Genomic DNA, 17,460 nt, shown 5'->3' on the forward strand with positions numbered 1-17,460 from the left:
AAGAAAATAAAAATGAGTATTATTAACCCGATTGTTTACAAAAATCAATTTATTATATATATTAATACTTGTTAATGTACCTCAAGAATAACAATACATCAAAGTCATTTGCTGCTGAATATTTGCACATTAGCGCCTTACACCATCCAGCAACCATTCTTGCACTGTAGCTTTTTTATCGGAGGTGTGAAGCACCGATAAGTTACCCGTACTTTCAAGTACAACAGCACGAACCTCTGAAATATCTAATACATTTGCAGCCCTAAGTTTAGAACGAAGGTCGTCTTCTGTTACACGTGCTTTTTTTAAATTTTCAACGAGTATTGTACTTCCGTCCATTAATAATAAGGGTTGATTGTCGATAATTTTGTGAATGATTCCAAATCGTCGTAAATAAGCGATTAAAGTTTGCAAAGCAAATATGGTAGTCAAAGCAGTGATAGCGGTAGATGGAGTGACGTCTTTGAGCAAAATCCCACTGGCAATTATAGATCCAATTGCAATCGTAGAGGCAAAGTCAAAACTAGACATCTTGCTAAAACTTCGTTTTCCTGACAACCTAGTGAGTAGGATGATGGCTATAAAAATAAGTAATGTGGCGATTACAATTGTAACCACTTTATCAAACGAAATACCAAAGTAAGTTTCCATAAGTTGCTTTTAGATTACAATTTAAGAATTTTAAAAGGATTAACTTTGTAGCAATTCTTTTTTATGTTGTAAATACTATAGGTCCTTAAAAAAGATGAAATAAGTATTTTTGTAAAGTTCAGAAACAATACAATAGCTTTACAAATGAAAAACCCGATACATCACTGCATCGGGCTTCCAAAATTTATGTTTTTATGTCCTAGAAAAAGAAGTAACCAACAGATACTTGGAATACGCCATTAGTATTGTTATTAATAACAAGTTTCTGATCAATAATGTTGGTTAAACCAAAGTTGTAACGGGCACTAAAGTTCAGTCCGTTATCAAATTTATAACCCAAACCTGCGTTAATGCCAAAATCCACACTTCTAAAAGAATCCTTTACATCGGTGCCTTCGTTTTTAGCAGAAAGTAAAAGTCCCAATTGCGGTCCTGCTTCAAGGCTCAATCCCTTCATAACGTAATACTTTCCAATCACGGGAAGATTTAGGTAATTTAAAGCCACCACATTATCACCAAAGCTATACCCTTGTCCAGAAAACAGCAATTCAGGTTGAATAGAAAACTTTTCTGACAACGGAATTTCCGCCATAAGACCTGCGTTAAAAGCCGTAACTGCATCTAAACTGCCTGTATTGTCACCCATCACATTGGCAATGTTAAACCCTGCTTTTGCACCAAAATTAACCTCTTGTGCATGTACACTTGCAACTCCCATAGCACTTAATGCCATCAAAAACACTACTTTTTTAATCATTGTAATTTGTTTTAAATTGTTTGCAACAAATTAAATGCTTTTTTACTGTGTAGGATTTTTCTTTAAAACAGTATTAACGTTTTTAACTTAACGTTTAGAAAATTGACTGTGAGTGGGGTGGAAGTTTAATTCCGCAGTTGTTGTGGTACAAAATTCAGCATCAAATGGATTTGGTTTTTATTTGCAACTCGCTTGTCAATTATCCCGTTTGAGGGTGGCTTATCATAATTATGATAAGAAAAAATTTCAAAATTAAATCTTGAAAAATCGTAATAGTTTCGCACATGATAAATTTCCTTTGTTTTTCAAGTAGCATTATAGCTTGATAATGGAGGCTCGGCGATAGGGATATGTTTGGGAAGCAATAATTACATCCCGATATATTCTGCCCTTTCAGGGCCATGTTTTAATTTTACCTCTGTATCTAATGGGTTTCGCCCATTGCTATGGTATTATGCCCTATCAGGACTATTCGTTTTGTTTTTATTAATAGAAATTTGCACCATAAAGCCCTGAAATAACCTACTACCTTAGCACATGGTCTCCCTCTTGTAGTACAAATGAATAATTATAACCTATTCACCTAAGTCCTGAATGGGCGATATACCCATTACAAAACACACGTAAATGGCTATATTTCAAACAATTAAAATATTCCCTAAATAAACACTACTACTATTTATTTTCCCATCCTCTGACGCCATAAACACATAAACATGCACATCTTGACCAATAAAAGATGGCGGTAAAACCAAAGTTGCCGTTGTATCCGCACGCGTCGCAGCGGAAGTAAATATGTAATAACTTTTAGCTTCAGGATTAATTACTACAGCGATAAGTTGGTCACTTGTTTTTGTAATTGCTTGTGGTGAATTATCTTTCCAAGTTAATAAAAGTGTGGCATCAGGAGCATTTTTGCATTGCAAATTATCAACGGGCAAAAGAGTGCCTAACGCAAAAACCATTTTATTGTAAAGCACCACCGCTGTATCGTTCTCTATTTTTATAGCTTCCCGAAGGTGAAAGGATGTAGCAAGATTGTAACGCGAACGGGTGCCTTCTGGCGTTCCAAAATAAGTATTCAGTAGTTCTTTTAAGGGAAATAGCACATCAATTACTTTAGCAAACTTTGCTTGTTGTACCAATTGTGCAGGAGTAGAATCTTTCGTCCTTTTCTTAGGCTTGGTTCGGATGACGTTTGCTCCTCGAAAATTCACACCTACCACAGCGCCAATTGTACCAGAAAAAGCCCCTGTAATTCCTTGTTTATAAGTTGCCATAAGCTATTGATTTACGGTTTTTTAAAGAAATAAGTACTACTAATTTAGTAAAAAATACAATTAGTTGTACCTCCGTGTCAAATTTGATTATAATCCACCTGTATCTGAATTCTATACTCCGCTTTAAAATAGTAGGAAAACGATATCGATTTTTAACACAAAAATCAGCCTTTCAACATAGTTTGTTCGAGGATTGTTCGAAGATTCTTCGAGATTTGTTCGTCTAAAGGGTACTTTCCTCGAACAAACGTCGAATTAAGTTCGAAGCAAGTACGAACTAATGTACAGCTAAATCGTAGTAATTTATATTGATTAAAATAAGAAAATGCGACAGTAGCTGAGAATGTATTTAAAAAGACCATTGCATTACCAGAATCCAAATACAAGAAAAAAGCCAATAGCGATTGAAAATGGGGCAATCAAGAGAAAGTACTGCGGTTTTAACACATCAGCACATTTATTGGAAAAATTATGGTGTAGCGTTCGAGGAATAAAGTACAAGACTAGCGAAGTGCCAATCATAAACCAGCCAAAAATTTGCAAAATGAACGGATATTTAGAAATAGGGGACGCCAAAATGAGTCCCGTGGCGGGAATAATGCGTAGGGTAATTTCGGTATAATTGATGAGGTTCGTACTTCCTGCTTTACGCAAAATGGCTCGTGCCGTGATGGGTTTCAACAGCATTAATACACCTACGACTATAAAATAAATGCCGAATACTTGAACGATATATTTTCCGAATACGATGTACATAGGATTTTTGATTAATGATTTATGAGAATGTTGGTACTTACTTAGTTCCTCTTTTGAATGGAAATCTCTTTTTCACTTGGTGGTTCTCAAAAGTAATAAAATAGTAAGTAGGTTAGTATGAATACAGTTGAGCTTTTTAAGTGTACCGCTATTCCCTTATGGTCAGATAGCTTTTTATCGTGATTCCATTCTTGAATTTCAACGATTTTATCAGTTATAAAGCTTTTCGAAATAGCGATGTGGTCAATGCATTCCGGTTGATTTCGTGTTACTAGCTTTAGAGTATTCTTTTCAAAGGCTTCATCTAAAATAATTCTGCCATAATTTGTAAAGTAATAATTATCTGAAAAAGAGGTGTTGTAGTCGCCAATAAAACAGAAATTCCCTTTTTTCGATAGCGATTCAATATCGGCAATTTGTTGGAGGAGGTCTGTTTTGAAATTAGGGTTTCGGTTGCCATATATGCCTATGATGGTGCCGTAAATAATTAAGTTTCCTTTTGGTGTTGCAACTTCGACACATAAACTAGTGTAATTGTCACAGGTTTCAAATTGATTAATAACTTCATAATTGGTGTAAATTGCAACTCGATGTTCTGTTTGTGAATAGGTTTTGGCGTCTAATTCAGATAGGGAAGGAGTTGTTATGCAGGTTTTGAATTTTGATAAATGAATTCGAGAATCTGTTTCGGTTAATACTAAAATATCAGCGTTCAGCTCGACAAGTACCGTATGGATTTCTGGTAAAGCTGATTTGTGTTTCAGCCGTTCGATATTCCATGTGGCTATTTTCATCTGAAAAAGTCGACTATTTATGTTGGATTCTATTTTAAAAAGATAGGTTGTTCAAATGTAATAAAATGTACACGAACAAAACAACAAGCAGACTAGGACTGGACAGGCTAAAAAATTAAATCAATAGATCAAATAAATACCGCAAATTCGTAAATTAATATGCAGCTTATTGCATTAAAATTTGCGAATTTGCGGCAGGAAAAACCTACAAAAAAAATGGCTTTATTCTTTAATGAATTTAAAGGATTGAGCGCCTTTTTCAGTTTGAATAGTTAACACATAAATACCAGAAGATATCTGCGATACTACTATTTCATTACTATTAGTCTGTTCTAGTATTTGTTTTCCCGCAAGGTCAAAAACGCGAATGTTAGTAATGATTTCGTTGTTTTTAGTAGTGACAATTACTTTATCGGATGTAGGATTAGGATAAATATTGACACTATTTTTATCAAAATTAGTAGTGGATAGCGAGCAACTTTCTATGATAAGTGTTGGCGCGGTATACTCAGGAAGTAAGGGAGACTCACTAGTTGCGCTAGTTCCCCACATATAAACCGTATTATCTTCTTTTACACCCATGACTTGGTAGGAGCCTGCTGCTATATAGTTCCAGTCGGTCGCTGTACCTATTTGTTTCGGAATATGTGAATCTATAGTAGTTCCGTCACCGAGCTGTCTACCGTCATTAAGTCCCCAAGACCAAAGTGAATTGTCATTTTTAATAGCATAGGAACTATACCAGTGTCCTTCAATTGACTTCCAGACGTTTCCGGTTAAAATTGCTGTAGGAACGTTTTTATCAATTAAAGTTCCGTCTCCCAATTGTCCTTTGTTATTTCTCCCCCAAACCCATAAGGAGCCGTCCAGCTTTAGCGCCATACTGTGTTCATGACCCGGAGAAGCCACTTTCCAGTCGGTATCTGTACCTATTTGAGCAGGCGTATAATAACCACCTAGAAAAAGACCATTTCCCAATTCGCCGTGTACGTTCATTCCCCAACTCCAGAGTGAATTATCTGTTTTTAATGCAAAAGCGTGGTTTGGTCCTGCCCAAACGGTTTTCCAATTGGTATCGGTACCTATTTGCGTAGGAGTGTTTACGTTATTACTAACAAATCCTAAGCCCACTTGACCTCCCGTGTTTTGTCCCCAGCCCCAAAGAGTTCCATTAGTTTTAAGGGCAAAGCTGGAATTTGATCTAGTTGAAATAGATTGCCAGTCGGTATCTGTTCCAATCTGTACGGGAGTTGTTCTAGTAATAGTAGTTCCGTCGCCTAAATATCCACTATAATTACTGCCCCATGTCCATAAAGTACCATCTGTTTTTAATGCGATTGTATGTGAAGCTCCCGTGGAAATTGAAAGCCAATCGGTAGCAGTACCGATTTGTACGGGATTTAAGCTGGAGGTGTTATTGCCGTTACCGTATGCTCCTTGTCCATTTATTCCCCAAGCCCATAAAGTATGATCTGATTTAAGCGCCAATGAATAATAATTTGCGGGGTCAATTAGCGTAAAACATTGTGCATTTAAGTTAAATATAAAAAGCAAAAGAAGTAGTGTTATTCCATTTTTCATTGTATTTGGTTTTTGGTTAATTTAGTTTTTTTTATGTTTGATTATGTTTTGAATGAATGTAAAAAGGACTAAAATCAAATCCTTAAATTATAGATTTATGACGTTTTTTGTATACTTTTACTTTTCAAATATATTGCTTTTTTCATTGTAATCAGTATTTCATACTAAAATTAATGACCTGTTTTACTAAGAGTAATAGTCTTTTAGCGTTCTAGTATTATAAGCAGTAAATTAACATTTAATCGTATTTGAGAAATTATGTTATCAAAAAAAATCCCAAGAAATATAAAATTCCTTGGGATAAATAACTAACTATAAAAAAAATCAAAGGGTATTCATAAACTGTAACAAGTTTTTACGTTCCTGTAAAGAGAGGGATTTGTACTTGTTTTTAGCATTCTGTGCTTCGCCACCATGCCACAAAATAGCTTCTTCTATATTTCGTGCACGGCCATCGTGCATCAAAAATGTAAATCCGTTAACCGTGTTGAGAAGGCCAAGACCCCACAAGGCAGGTGTTCGCCATTCAGTACCGGTTGCCAGAAAATCAGGTGCATCATCAGCTAGAGCACTTCCCATATCGTGTAAAAGTAAATCGGTAAAGGGTCGAATCGTTTGGTTACGAAGAGCTGCTATTGAGTGCGTGTTACCCGTTGTTAACACGGGAATGTGGCAACTGGTGCAGCCAATTGTTTCAAAGGTTTCTTTGCCTTTTAACACATTTTGGTTGTTAAAATCTCTACGAACTGGTACCGCTAAGACACTGGTATATAGGGCTACTTTGTTCAAATTATCGTCTGATATTTCGGGCGAACCTCCATTTGCAATGCTGTTGCAATCTACTCCGGGAGGGCAATTTTCATCGGGAAACAGAAAAGAGGTTATTCCCATATCTCCACTAAATGCGGCTGCTACTTGTTGCCTCACGTTGGGTTGATTGGCTTTCCAGCCAAAACGTCCCATTACAGTTTGATTAGTAGCTACATCGTACACATAGTTAGGACGACCTGATATTCCGTCGCCGTCGGTATCATTGGGGTCGGATAAGTGGAGTAGCGTGTTTTCGTCCAAAGCTTCCAATAATCCCAAGCCTATGATTTGATTGGCCAGTCGCGGTGAAACTTTAATACCAGCTGCAAGTGCACCGTATCCAAGATTGGAAATATTGTAAATCGGTTTTTTAAGTACCACTGTGGTGCCGTCGTCGAAGGTTTCAATGATATCTTGGTAAGTAATGGTAAAGCCTCCTTTAGTTGTTTGACCTAAGATAGCATTGTCTTGTAATTGATGACCGTAAATAGGGTCAGGCAATGCCGAACCATCAGCTGCTGTACCGTTGAGGCTCAATCGAAGTAAAAGTCCCCTAGCAGTTTCTCCATCAAAACCAGGCGGGCGTCCGCGTCCATCTTTAAAATGACAACTGGCACAAGCCACCGCATTATAAAACGGACCCAAGCCGTCTCGAGCTGTGGTAGAGGCAGGTGAAGAAACCCAACTTTGTCTAAAAAAAGAATTTCCAATACCAAAACTGGAGCGTTCCTCCAGTGTGAGTTGCGATGCTGAAAAGCCAAATGCTTCCTCTGAGGCATTGAATACCGTGGTGCTGCCTCCTAAAAGTTCTTCGCCTGTTTCAACAGCAATAGTGGTATATGCATCGTCCGTTTCACAGCCGATGAAAGAAAGGATTACACAAAGAGAAAGGATTTTTAAATACGTATTCATGGTGTTTTAAACTGTAAAAAGTGGCCTTGTAAGAAGACCACTTTGGTTGTATGTGTTAGGTATACTTTTAGTTGTTTACCAAGATGCCTATTTTAGCAGCACCTGCTAGTAAATTGGCACCGTAAGTATCCAGTTGAACGACCGCTGCTTTAACTTTTTGTCCTTCTGATGAAGATGCACCTCCAGAAATAGCTAAGTCAAACGGCGTTAAAATAGCGGCTACTTTTGCTAAAGCGTCTTGCTCAGCAGTGGCAGTTGCTGCAAATAACGTTGGGTCTGCTTTTTCTACTAAGTCCGCTAGCGAAGCGCCATTAATTGTTCCGTAACTACCTTGATACACATTAATGACTCCTTTTAGGTTTAAATAAATGTCACGGTGTGTGTTGTCACTAAAGCAAGAGTGCTCGTCTTCTTGGTCGGCATTTCCTAATGCTACATCCATACGTTCAATAGGCAATTCAGCTAAAACAAGCGTGGTAATTCCTAAATACATATTTTTCAAAGCCGTATCAACAGGCAGGTCAAGGAAAGTAGTTCGGTAGGTACCGTTGGGTTTCCATTGCTCTACTAGATACGATAAATGGTCAGTAAGAAAGTCAGCACATACGTTTAAGTAAGTAGCTCTTCTTAATTGATTAGCAGCGGTTCCGCCCTCTACGTAATCGGTATACAAACGCTGTCCAGGAAGGTTGGCTTCTGGTGCTGTAAGGTCTTGTCCCCACAATAAAAATTCAATGGCATGGTATCCCACACTGATGTTTTTCTCGCCACCGTTTTCATTCAAACTTTCTAAAAGTTCCTTAGAAATAATAGGGTAGGTAGTGGTTGCATTGATAATTCCTGCATCGGCGGCGCCATCTACATAATCTACAAAGTTTTCGTCAAGAGGCCATGCATTCAATAATCCTTCAGGTCCATTTTCATCATCAATCGGACCGTTAGCGAAACGAAATGCTTCGGTTGTACCGTAACTTTCACGTGCTTCTTTCCACATTTCTTTAGCAACTGTGAAGTTGGCATCTGTAGGGTTCGCAGTAAATGTATTGATGGCAGTTTCTAAAACAACTGCGTCATCGTAAGCATCTTTGTAATTAGTATACACGATGTCGGCATAATTGGAAACAACTTGTTTTTTCGTTGCTGTAGTGCTTGAGGATGTTGAATCGTCGTCACTGCACGACGCAAAAAGTAAGGCGGTTGCAAGTACGAATGAAGCTTTAAAATACATTTTATTCATCTTTAAGTGTTATTTAGAATGATTAAGTTTTGGCAAATGTATAGGGTTTTGAATACCTACGCAAGCTTTATTTAGATTTAATTAAAATAGATTGCAATCTATTTAGAATTATTATAAATATTTCTTGCAGGAAGTAAAATGACCAGTTATCTTTGCCGAACAATTTTAATTAAATCTAAATAACAATATGAAATCGAATTTCTATTCTTTAGGGGCAATGCTTTTGAGCCTATCATTATTAACTTCTTGCTCTAATGACGATAACGGAAATAACACTGTAAATTACGAAATACCAACGAGCTATACTTTCGAGCGAAATGGTGCTACAACAGTAGATTTTTCAGGACAAACAGCACGCTTACAGATGTTAGACGCTATGGGAGCTGTTTATACCACTGCTGCTACAGATGGAACGACATTGGACGGTATGACTTTGCAAAACATGTTCAGTAATACAAATAATCCTTTTGCATTAAATGCTTTGAACACTTCAGGAAAGAATTTGAAAAGCAAAACTGCCGCTTCAAATGATTATTTCACATTATTTTTAGGCGGTGGGTCGACTACTGAAAAAGTAGCGGTTCAATCCTTTTTCGAATCTCAATTTACAACTGGAGCATTAGCAAGTCAAGGAAACGCGGCATCAGCAGGTGTAGCAGGCGCCTATTTGGACGGAAGTAAAATGCGTCTTTTTGCTGCAAATGGCTTAGAGCCACAACAAGTTCTTTTGAAAGGTTTAATGGGGGCTGTGATGATGGACCAAATCTCTAATCAGTATTTATCCGTAAATACGTTGGATAATGCGTCCATTCGAATTGAAAACACAAATAAAGTGATGGCAGAAAATGCCAATTTTACAACGATGGAACATTATTGGGATGAAGCATACGGATATGTGTATGGAGCTGATGATGCCACAAATAACTCGTTGAAATACTGGAGTTCGTACATTGAGCAAGTAAATGCTGATACTGATTTCAATACGGTAAGTGCTGAAATTAACCTGGCATTTAGAAAAGGTCGTGCGGCAATTGAAGCTAATGATTACTTGGTACGTGACCAACAAATTGCTATTATTCGCAAAAACTTAGCCTTGGTAGCTGCAGTTCGTTCCGTATATTATTTGCAAGAAGGAAAAGCGAAATTAGTACAGGACAATGGTGCAAAAGCATTTCACGCCTTGTCAGAGGGATACGGTTTCATTATGGCTTTGAGATATACACGTCAACCGGGTACTGATACGCCTTATTTTTCAAAAGAAGAAGTGGACACGATGCTGGCTACTTTAACAAGTGGAACAAATGGTTTGTGGGATATTGATAATTTAAGTCCGAAACTAGACGCTGTTGCTGGTCAAATTGCGAGTCGATTTGGGTTTAGTGTAGCACAAGCTTCAACCGTAAATTAATTTAGAATAAATACAGATAGATTGTATTTGAATGCTTAGTTTTGCACCAAAATTTTTAAACTCTTATGAGAAAAGTATTTTTAATAGCAAGTTTTATAGCCATTTTTACGGCTTGTTCGTCAACTGATGATGGCTCAAAAACTGGTGGCGATAGCTTTAACCGTAGTACTTTATTGACCCACTGGGCTGATAACATTATCATTCCTTCTTACCAGAATTACAGCAATAAAGTAACTGCTTTTTCAACGGCTATAACGGATTTTACTAGCAATCCCACCATAGAAAATTTAGTTGTAGCACGAGGTTCATGGGTAGAATCTTATGAAGCTTACCAGCAAGTTATGTTATTTAACGTAGGAAAAGCATCAGAAATTTACTTTAAAGAAACGACGAATACTTATCCAACAGACGTTGTAGGTATTGAGCAAAATATTGCTTCGGGTTCTTATAATTTGGAATTGTTTTCACAGTTTTCAAAACAAGGTTTCCCCGCTTTTGATTACTTATTGAATGGATTGGCAAATACGGATGCTGAAATAGTTGCTTTTTACACGAGTAATGCAAATGCAGCTGCTTACAAACAATATTTGTTGAATCTTATTACGGTCATGAATACCAAAAGCAATGCGGTACTATTGGATTGGAATGGTTCTTACAGAGCAACGTTTATAGCAAGTAATGGTACGGCAGTGAGTAGCTCTACTAATAAGTTGACCAATTTATTTGTTAAGAATTTTGAAAAAGACATTCGCACGGGAAAAATAGGAATTCCAGCTGGAGTATTTTCTAACGGTACTTTATTTCCAGAAAAAGTGGAAGGTTTTTACATGAAGAATATTTCTAAAAAGTTGTTGAATGCGGCAATTCAGTCGCAACAAGATTTCTTTAACGGAAAATCTTTTAGTGGTACAACTACTGGACCGAGTTTGAAGTCGTATTTAGACGATGTGAATGCAGTTCGAAATGGACAGAATTTAAGTGACATCATCAACAATCAGTTTACTACGATTTATGCGGTAAATGAAACGCTGAACGCTAATTTTTCTGAGCAAATTACTTCAAACAACGCAAAAATGATTGAAGCTTATGATGCGTTGCAACAAAACGTGATTTATTTCAAGTTAGACATGATGCAAGCTTTAAATGTCACCATCGATTATGTGGATGGAGATGGAGACTAATTCATTATGTATCAAAACGTAACAAGATATTTTACTACCTATACATCAACCGCGACGCTAGCCTTTTTTAGGCTAGCGTTTGGTTTAATGATGCTTATGAGTTTGATACGTTTCGTGGCTTACGGATGGATTGATAAGTTCTACATTCAGCCTGATTTTCACTTCTCGTATTACGGATTTGAATGGGTTCAGCCGTTGGGTGTTTATACGTATGGGTTGTATTTAATTGCAGGAATTGCAGCTTTTTTTGTGGCTATTGGCTTTAAATACCGTATTTCCGCCATTACCTTTTTCTTGGCCTTTACTTATATTGAGTTGATGGACAAAACCTATTATCTCAATCATTATTACTTTATTTCACTGGTGAGTTTTGTACTGATTTTCTTACCTGCCAATGCTTATTTTTCTGTCGATTCGTACAAGAATAAAGATTTGGCTTTCGCCAAAATACCCCGATGGAACATTGATATATTGAAAATCATGTTGGCTGTTGTGTATTTTTATGCAGGTTTAGCAAAAATAAATTCTGATTGGTTGCTAGAAGCGATGCCGTTGCGTATTTGGCTTCCCTCCAATGCCGACTTACCGCTAATTGGCCCGTTACTAAAAGAAACTTGGGTAGCCTATGCTTTTAGTTGGTTTGGTATGATTTACGATTTGGGAATTGTGTTTCTTTTACTTTACAAACAGACGCGGTTACTTGGTTTTCTCTTTGTAGTTGTTTTTCACGTGTTAACGAGAATATTATTTCCAATAGGTGTTTTTCCGTATGTGATGATTATTAGTACACTCATTTTCTTCGATGCGAGTTTCCACCAAAGGGTTTTGTTTTTCTTTAAAAATTTCAAGAAGCACCAGCCTATTTGGGAAAATAACAAAACCAAAATCGCCACTTTTACGAAAGTATATCAGACGAAATTGGTGTTTTTGAGTTCGTTTTTACTACTGCAATTGGCATTTCCATTCCGTTATTTAGCGTATCCAAACGAGTTATTTTGGACAGAAGAAGGCTTCCGCTTTTCATGGCGGGTGATGCTGATGGAAAAAGCGGGTTACACCGAATTTAAAGTAACAGATGCAGTAACTAAAAAGACCATTCACGTTGATAACAGCCAATTTCTGACGCGATTTCAAGAAAAACAAATGGCATTTCAACCGGATTTCATCATCCAATATGCTCATTATTTACATAATTATTATCAAGAAAAAGGAATCAATAACCCGATCGTAACCGTTGACAGCTATGTAGCTTTAAACGGCCGTTTAAGTCAGCGTTATATTGACCCCACAATAAATTTAGCACAAGAAAATGATACATTTCAGCACAAGAACTGGATTTTGCCATTCAATGACACGATTAAAGGATTTTAGTTCACTGTTTCTACTGTTTTTTACAGCCACATTTTTTGGACAAACCAGTATTTCTGGCGTTGTTCAAAAGGCAAACAACTCGACAATTTCGGGAGTGGAAGTGTACAATACTACAACGTCTGCTAAAACAGTTTCGGATGAAAACGGTGTTTTCACTTTCGAAATAAAGGAAGGTACTACCCATCAAATTGTGTTGTACAAAGATGGCTTCCAATTGTTGGAAGCAACCATTGCTATGGATGAAAACAACAAAATATTTATATTAGAAACCATAACCAATCTGTCTGAAGTAGTTATTCAGAATGAGCGTGGTAAATTGTTTAATGTAAATAAATTAAGAGATGTAGAAGAAACTGCTATTTACGCAGGAAAAAAGACGGAAGTCATTGCCGTTTCGAAATTAACAGCCAATAAAGCGGTAAATAATGCCCGTCAGATTTTTGGTCAAGTGGTAGGATTAACCATCAATGAAGGTTCTGATGGAGGCTTACAATTGAGCATTGGTGGTCGAGGTTTGAATCCCAATCGTACGTCTAATTTCAACACCAGGCAAAATGGGTACGACATCAGTGCCGATGTTTTGGGCTATCCTGAAAGTTATTATGCAACGCCAACGGAAGCTTTAGAGGAAATTCAGATTGTTCGTGGAGCGGCGTCTTTGCAATATGGAACGCAATTTGGTGGTTTGGTTAACTTTAAAATCAAGTCACCTTCTAAGAAAGAAATGGAGATTACTACGCGAAATACAGTTGGTTCTTATAATTTGTATACCAATTTTACTTCGTTGAGTGGTACAAAAGGGAAGTTCAGTTATTATACCTTTTTTAATTTCAAACAAGGAGATGGCTTTCGCCCAAATTCAGAATTCAACAGTAAAAGCTATTTTGTTAATTTGAACTATCAGTTTAACGAAAAAACGTCGTTGCACTTTGATTATACACATTTCGACTATGTAGCCAAGCAGGCAGGTGGTTTGTCCGATTTTATGTTTAACGACGACCCCAATCAAAGTAACCGTGATCGAAATTGGTTTGCCGTAAATTGGAATTTATATGCGTTACGACTGAAACACAAAGTATCTGAAAATGCTGATTTCTCGTTGCAGTTATTTGGTTTAGATGCGAGTCGGAAAGCGGTGGGTTACCGCAGTAATCGCGTGTCCAGTCCAGACTTTGAAGGGACGGTTCGTGATTTGGTCATTGGAGATTTTGTCAATTGGGGTGCAGAAGCGCGTTTTCTGCAAAAGCATGATTTCCTTGGAACAAATAATGCCTTTTTAATTGGTGTCAAATATTACCAGTCCAAAAATGCTGGCCTTCAGGGACCTGGAAGCTCAGGAAACGGACCCGATTTTTCATTGGCTACTGCAGAATTTCCTTCTTATGCCAGTCAATCTAATTATGAATACCCCAACTTAAACGTATCTCTTTTTGGTGAAAATATTTTCAGAGTTTCCTCCAAATTCTCAATTACACCGGGTTTTCGTTATGAAAAAATCAGAACGCAAGCCGAGGGATATTTCCGAAGAATCAACTTGGATTTTGCTGGAAATGTGATTTTAGATGAAAGAGTTGACGAAAACAATGTGAAAGAACGTGATTTTCTTTTGTTAGGAGTGGGCTTAAGCTATAAACTCAAAAATAGATTGGAGTTGTACGGAAATGTATCGCAAAACTACCGGTCGGTTACTTTTAACGACATTAGAACCGTTGCAACAGGTCAAGTGATAGCCGAAAATATTACCGATGAAAAAGGCTATACGTCTGATATTGGAATTCGGGGTCAGATTACAGACAAAGTAAGTTTTGACGCTAGTGTATTCGGATTGTTTTACAATGATAAAATAGGGGAGTATGATGCCCTAAATCCTGACGGAAGTGCAGCACCAGTAAGATTACGTGATAATATTGGAACCGCCTTAACATACGGATTTGAGGCTATGGTTGATTGGAATTTAAGTAAAACATTTTTCGCTGAAAACGAGCAATTTTCTTGGAATGTTTTCACCAATTCAGCACTTACAGGTTCTGAGTACTTAACATCGGATGTATCAAATATTGAAGGAAATGAAGTAGAATTTGTACCGCTTATAAATTTTAAAACAGGAACTTCTGTCGGATATAGGAACTTTATGACTAGTTTGCAACTGACCTATGTAACATCGCAATTTACGGACGCAAGTAACAAAACAGTTGAAACGACTGACAACGAGTATGGTATTTTTGGCGAAATCCCGTCGTATTATGTTGCCGATTTCTCTGCTTCTTATAAGTGGAAAATGTTCAAATTAGAAGCGGGTGTTACGAATTTTACAAACAATAATTATTTTACACGTCGTGCAACAGGTTATCCAGGTCCCGGAATTATTCCATCTGAAACGAGAACCTTTTATACTACCTTAGAATTTACGTTTTAGAAAATCCATTTTTTGTATCCGAATTGCGTTTAAAATAGCCAACAACGCCACACCAACATCAGCAAAAACAGCTTCCCACATCGTAGCTAAACCGCCAGCTCCAAGAATGAGTACCATACCTTTCACGACGAAAGCCATCGTAATATTTTGCCACACAATCTTTTTTGTTTGTCGGCCGATATTGATTGCAACGGGAATTTTACTGGGATTGTCGTCTTGAATCACGACGTCAGCGGTTTCGATTGTAGCATCGCTACCCAAACCTCCCATCGCAATTCCGATGTCGCTTAAAGCCACAACGGGTGCGTCATTGACGCCATCTCCAACGAATGCGACAATCTTGTCTTTGTGTTTAATTTGAGTCAAATGAGTGACTTTATCCTCAGGTAGCAAATCGCCAAAAGCATTTGTAATTCCTAAAGTTTTAGCCACTTCTTGAACAACGGCATTCTTATCGCCACTTAGCATTGTAGTTTTTACATTTAAACTTTTAAGAGCATCAATGGTCGACTGAGCTTCCGACTTGATAGAATCGGAAATTGTAAGGTAACCCACAAATTCATTTTTGTAAGCAATAGCAATTGTAGTATACACAATCGCTTCAACATTTACCTGATGTTTAATGGAAAAAGCATCCATTAATTTGAAATTTCCAACTAATAAATCGCCGTTTAAAGTACTTCCTTTCAATCCCATTCCTGGAATTTCTTCCACTTTTGAAAACTGAATTTCTGGATTAATGCTACCAACGTATTCGTGAATGGCTGTTGCAATTGGGTGTGAACTTTGACTTTCTAAAACATTCAGCAGCTGCAGTATCTCCTTTGCGTCAAATTTTGCATTAAAATTTACTTCTTGTACTTTAAAAACGCCTTCGGTCATGGTGCCTGTTTTGTCCATCACCACGTGATTGACTTGCGCAATTAAATCCAAGAAATTACTACCCTTAAATAAAATTCCGTTTTTACTTGCAGCACCAATTCCACCAAAATAACCCAGTGGAATACTGATTACCAAAGCACACGGACAAGAAATAACCAAGAAAACCAACGCTCGATACAACCAATCGCTGAATACATAATTTTCAACAAATAAGACAGGAACCACAGTAATCAAAACTGCTAAAGCAACTACAATAGGAGTATAGATTTTAGCAAATTTGGTTATGAATAATTCTGTAGGCGCTTTTCTTGACGTAGCATCTTGAACCATCATAAGAATTTTTGATAATTTACTATCCGAGAATTTTGTTGTTACTTCAATGTGCGAAACGGAATTTAAATTAATCATTCCCGCCAAAACTGTTTCTGTTTTTACTTTTGAATCCGGCACGCTTTCACCCGTCAATGCAGAAGTATTGAATGTAGATTTCTCTGAAAGTAAAATACCGTCTAACGCTACTTTCTCTCCCGGTTTGAGCTGCATAATTTGACCTATAGCCACTTCTTCTGCTTTTACAAGCGAAATTCGGTTTTGGGTATCCACAATTGTAACTTTATCAGGACGTTGGTCCAATAACGATTTGATATTTGCTTTAGCACGGGTTACGGCAATTCCTTGAAAAACTTCACCAACGGTATAAAACAACATTACGGCAACTCCTTCTGGAAATTCTCCAATCGCAAAAGCACCTAGAGTAGCAATCGTCATCAGGAAAAATTCTGAAAACACATCGCCTTTTCTGATACTCTCCACAGCTTCTTTTACTACTGGAAAACCTACCGGAATGTATGCAAAACTGTATAAAATTAGGCGTGGCATTTCTGTAAACCAAACCGGTTTTAGCACATAATCCAAAACTAAACCGACAATTAAAAGTGCTATGGAACCTAAAGCTGGTCCAAAAAGTGCTAGTTTGTTTTCAGTATTTATTTCGTGGTCGTGTGAATGTTCGTTGTTGTGACTTTTCTCATCAGTAGATGTAGTGCAGCAGTCAGAATGCGAGTTTTTCATAGCATAGTAAAGTTAAAAAATCCCCTACCAAATCAATGAGTAGGGGAGTTAGTTTTTAGTGGTTATGACCTTCGTGATTGTCGTGGTCGTGTCCGTCAGCTTCATGAGCGTCAGCTTCATTAGAAGCTACTAAATCCATTTCGCAAACAGGACATTTCCCCATTTCAGTGTAGGTTTTTCCCTTTTCACAATCCATTGGACAAGCATACGTTACTTCTGCGGTAGCAGTGGTAGTTTCTGTTGTTGTTTCCGTCATTGTTTCTGTTTTCGGTTCTGACTTACACGACGTCACGGAAAGTGTCGCTACCGCAAATGCGATAAGTAAAAGTGTTTTTTTCATACGTTTTTATTGT

14 protein-coding genes are annotated in these 17,460 nt (G+C 37.3%); 4 read left to right on the forward strand and 10 right to left on the reverse strand.

The window, feature by feature from the left end; translation table 11 throughout:
• Positions 1–129 precede the first annotated feature (129 nt).
• From ACQ5J2_RS12225 to ACQ5J2_RS12260, 8 genes are all read right to left on the reverse strand, one after another.
• On the reverse strand, positions 130–651 hold the full coding sequence (locus ACQ5J2_RS12225; protein WP_432670749.1) for a DUF421 domain-containing protein: 522 nt from the start codon (positions 649–651) through the stop codon (positions 130–132).
• Positions 652–850: 199 nt separating this feature from the next.
• Positions 851–1,408, reverse strand: a complete 558-nt coding sequence (locus tag ACQ5J2_RS12230) for a porin family protein (RefSeq protein WP_432670750.1) — start codon at positions 1,406–1,408, stop codon at positions 851–853.
• Between the two features lie 638 nt (positions 1,409–2,046).
• Positions 2,047–2,688, reverse strand: coding sequence for a DUF6266 family protein (locus ACQ5J2_RS12235; RefSeq protein ID WP_432670751.1), 642 nt, complete (start codon positions 2,686–2,688; stop codon positions 2,047–2,049).
• 366 nt (positions 2,689–3,054) lie between these two features.
• Positions 3,055–3,444 carry a hypothetical protein gene (locus ACQ5J2_RS12240; RefSeq protein ID WP_432670752.1) on the reverse strand — a complete coding sequence of 130 codons (390 nt, stop codon included), beginning with the start codon at positions 3,442–3,444 and terminating at the stop codon, positions 3,055–3,057.
• Between the two features lie 86 nt (positions 3,445–3,530).
• Positions 3,531–4,238 (reverse strand): endonuclease/exonuclease/phosphatase family protein, encoded by a 708-nt coding sequence (locus ACQ5J2_RS12245; protein WP_432670753.1) that lies wholly within the window; start codon positions 4,236–4,238, stop codon positions 3,531–3,533.
• A gap of 222 nt (positions 4,239–4,460) precedes the next feature.
• A complete protein-coding gene (locus ACQ5J2_RS12250; protein ID WP_432670754.1) occupies positions 4,461–5,819 on the reverse strand; it encodes a T9SS type A sorting domain-containing protein in 1,359 nt (452 codons plus the stop codon).
• Positions 5,820–6,143: 324 nt separating this feature from the next.
• Entirely contained in the window at positions 6,144–7,541 is a 1,398-nt protein-coding gene (locus ACQ5J2_RS12255) for a di-heme oxidoredictase family protein (protein WP_432670755.1), read from the reverse strand.
• Between the two features lie 67 nt (positions 7,542–7,608).
• Positions 7,609–8,778: an imelysin family protein gene (locus ACQ5J2_RS12260; protein WP_432670756.1), complete on the reverse strand. Its 1,170-nt coding sequence runs from the start codon at positions 8,776–8,778 to the stop codon at positions 7,609–7,611.
• 187 nt (positions 8,779–8,965) lie between these two features.
• Between ACQ5J2_RS12260 and ACQ5J2_RS12265 the strand changes: the two genes are divergently transcribed.
• From ACQ5J2_RS12265 to ACQ5J2_RS12280, 4 genes are all read left to right on the forward strand, one after another.
• Positions 8,966–10,186: a DUF4856 domain-containing protein gene (locus tag ACQ5J2_RS12265; RefSeq protein ID WP_432670757.1), complete on the forward strand. Its 1,221-nt coding sequence runs from the start codon at positions 8,966–8,968 to the stop codon at positions 10,184–10,186.
• Between the two features lie 65 nt (positions 10,187–10,251).
• Positions 10,252–11,367, forward strand: a complete 1,116-nt coding sequence (locus ACQ5J2_RS12270; RefSeq protein WP_432670758.1) for an imelysin family protein — start codon at positions 10,252–10,254, stop codon at positions 11,365–11,367.
• A 6-nt stretch (positions 11,368–11,373) separates the two neighbouring features.
• Entirely contained in the window at positions 11,374–12,738 is a 1,365-nt protein-coding gene (locus tag ACQ5J2_RS12275) for an HTTM domain-containing protein (RefSeq protein ID WP_432670759.1), read from the forward strand.
• Entirely contained in the window at positions 12,716–15,154 is a 2,439-nt protein-coding gene (locus tag ACQ5J2_RS12280) for a TonB-dependent receptor domain-containing protein (protein ID WP_432670760.1), read from the forward strand. The genes ACQ5J2_RS12275 and ACQ5J2_RS12280 overlap by 23 nt, the downstream gene beginning before the upstream one ends.
• On the opposite strand, the gene ACQ5J2_RS12285 is transcribed toward ACQ5J2_RS12280, so the two are convergent.
• Together ACQ5J2_RS12285 and ACQ5J2_RS12290 are read right to left on the reverse strand one after the other, a co-directional pair.
• On the reverse strand, positions 15,137–17,107 hold the full coding sequence (locus ACQ5J2_RS12285) for a heavy metal translocating P-type ATPase (RefSeq protein ID WP_432670761.1): 1,971 nt from the start codon (positions 17,105–17,107) through the stop codon (positions 15,137–15,139). The genes ACQ5J2_RS12280 and ACQ5J2_RS12285 overlap by 18 nt on opposite strands.
• Positions 17,108–17,162: 55 nt before the next feature.
• A complete protein-coding gene (locus ACQ5J2_RS12290; protein ID WP_432670762.1) occupies positions 17,163–17,447 on the reverse strand; it encodes a heavy metal-binding domain-containing protein in 285 nt (94 codons plus the stop codon).
• Between the last annotated feature and the right edge of the window lie 13 nt (positions 17,448–17,460).

The sequence above is a fragment of the Flavobacterium sp. SM2513 genome (assembly GCF_050908145.1).
Taxonomy (GTDB): Bacteria; Bacteroidota; Bacteroidia; order Flavobacteriales; family Flavobacteriaceae; genus Flavobacterium.

Coding starts and splice junctions, on each gene's coding strand:
- ACQ5J2_RS12260 (WP_432670756.1), bottom strand. CDS start 8,778: ATGAATAAAATGTATTTTAAAGCTTCATTCGTACTTGCAACCGCCTTA.
- ACQ5J2_RS12245 (WP_432670753.1), bottom strand. CDS start 4,238: ATGAAAATAGCCACATGGAATATCGAACGGCTGAAACACAAATCAGCT.
- ACQ5J2_RS12250 (WP_432670754.1), bottom strand. CDS start 5,819: ATGAAAAATGGAATAACACTACTTCTTTTGCTTTTTATATTTAACTTA.
- ACQ5J2_RS12235 (WP_432670751.1), bottom strand. CDS start 2,688: ATGGCAACTTATAAACAAGGAATTACAGGGGCTTTTTCTGGTACAATT.
- ACQ5J2_RS12275 (WP_432670759.1), top strand. CDS start 11,374: ATGTATCAAAACGTAACAAGATATTTTACTACCTATACATCAACCGCG.
- ACQ5J2_RS12255 (WP_432670755.1), bottom strand. CDS start 7,541: ATGAATACGTATTTAAAAATCCTTTCTCTTTGTGTAATCCTTTCTTTC.
- ACQ5J2_RS12280 (WP_432670760.1), top strand. CDS start 12,716: ATGACACGATTAAAGGATTTTAGTTCACTGTTTCTACTGTTTTTTACA.
- ACQ5J2_RS12240 (WP_432670752.1), bottom strand. CDS start 3,444: ATGTACATCGTATTCGGAAAATATATCGTTCAAGTATTCGGCATTTAT.
- ACQ5J2_RS12285 (WP_432670761.1), bottom strand. CDS start 17,107: ATGAAAAACTCGCATTCTGACTGCTGCACTACATCTACTGATGAGAAA.
- ACQ5J2_RS12290 (WP_432670762.1), bottom strand. CDS start 17,447: ATGAAAAAAACACTTTTACTTATCGCATTTGCGGTAGCGACACTTTCC.
- ACQ5J2_RS12230 (WP_432670750.1), bottom strand. CDS start 1,408: ATGATTAAAAAAGTAGTGTTTTTGATGGCATTAAGTGCTATGGGAGTT.
- ACQ5J2_RS12270 (WP_432670758.1), top strand. CDS start 10,252: ATGAGAAAAGTATTTTTAATAGCAAGTTTTATAGCCATTTTTACGGCT.
- ACQ5J2_RS12265 (WP_432670757.1), top strand. CDS start 8,966: ATGAAATCGAATTTCTATTCTTTAGGGGCAATGCTTTTGAGCCTATCA.
- ACQ5J2_RS12225 (WP_432670749.1), bottom strand. CDS start 651: ATGGAAACTTACTTTGGTATTTCGTTTGATAAAGTGGTTACAATTGTA.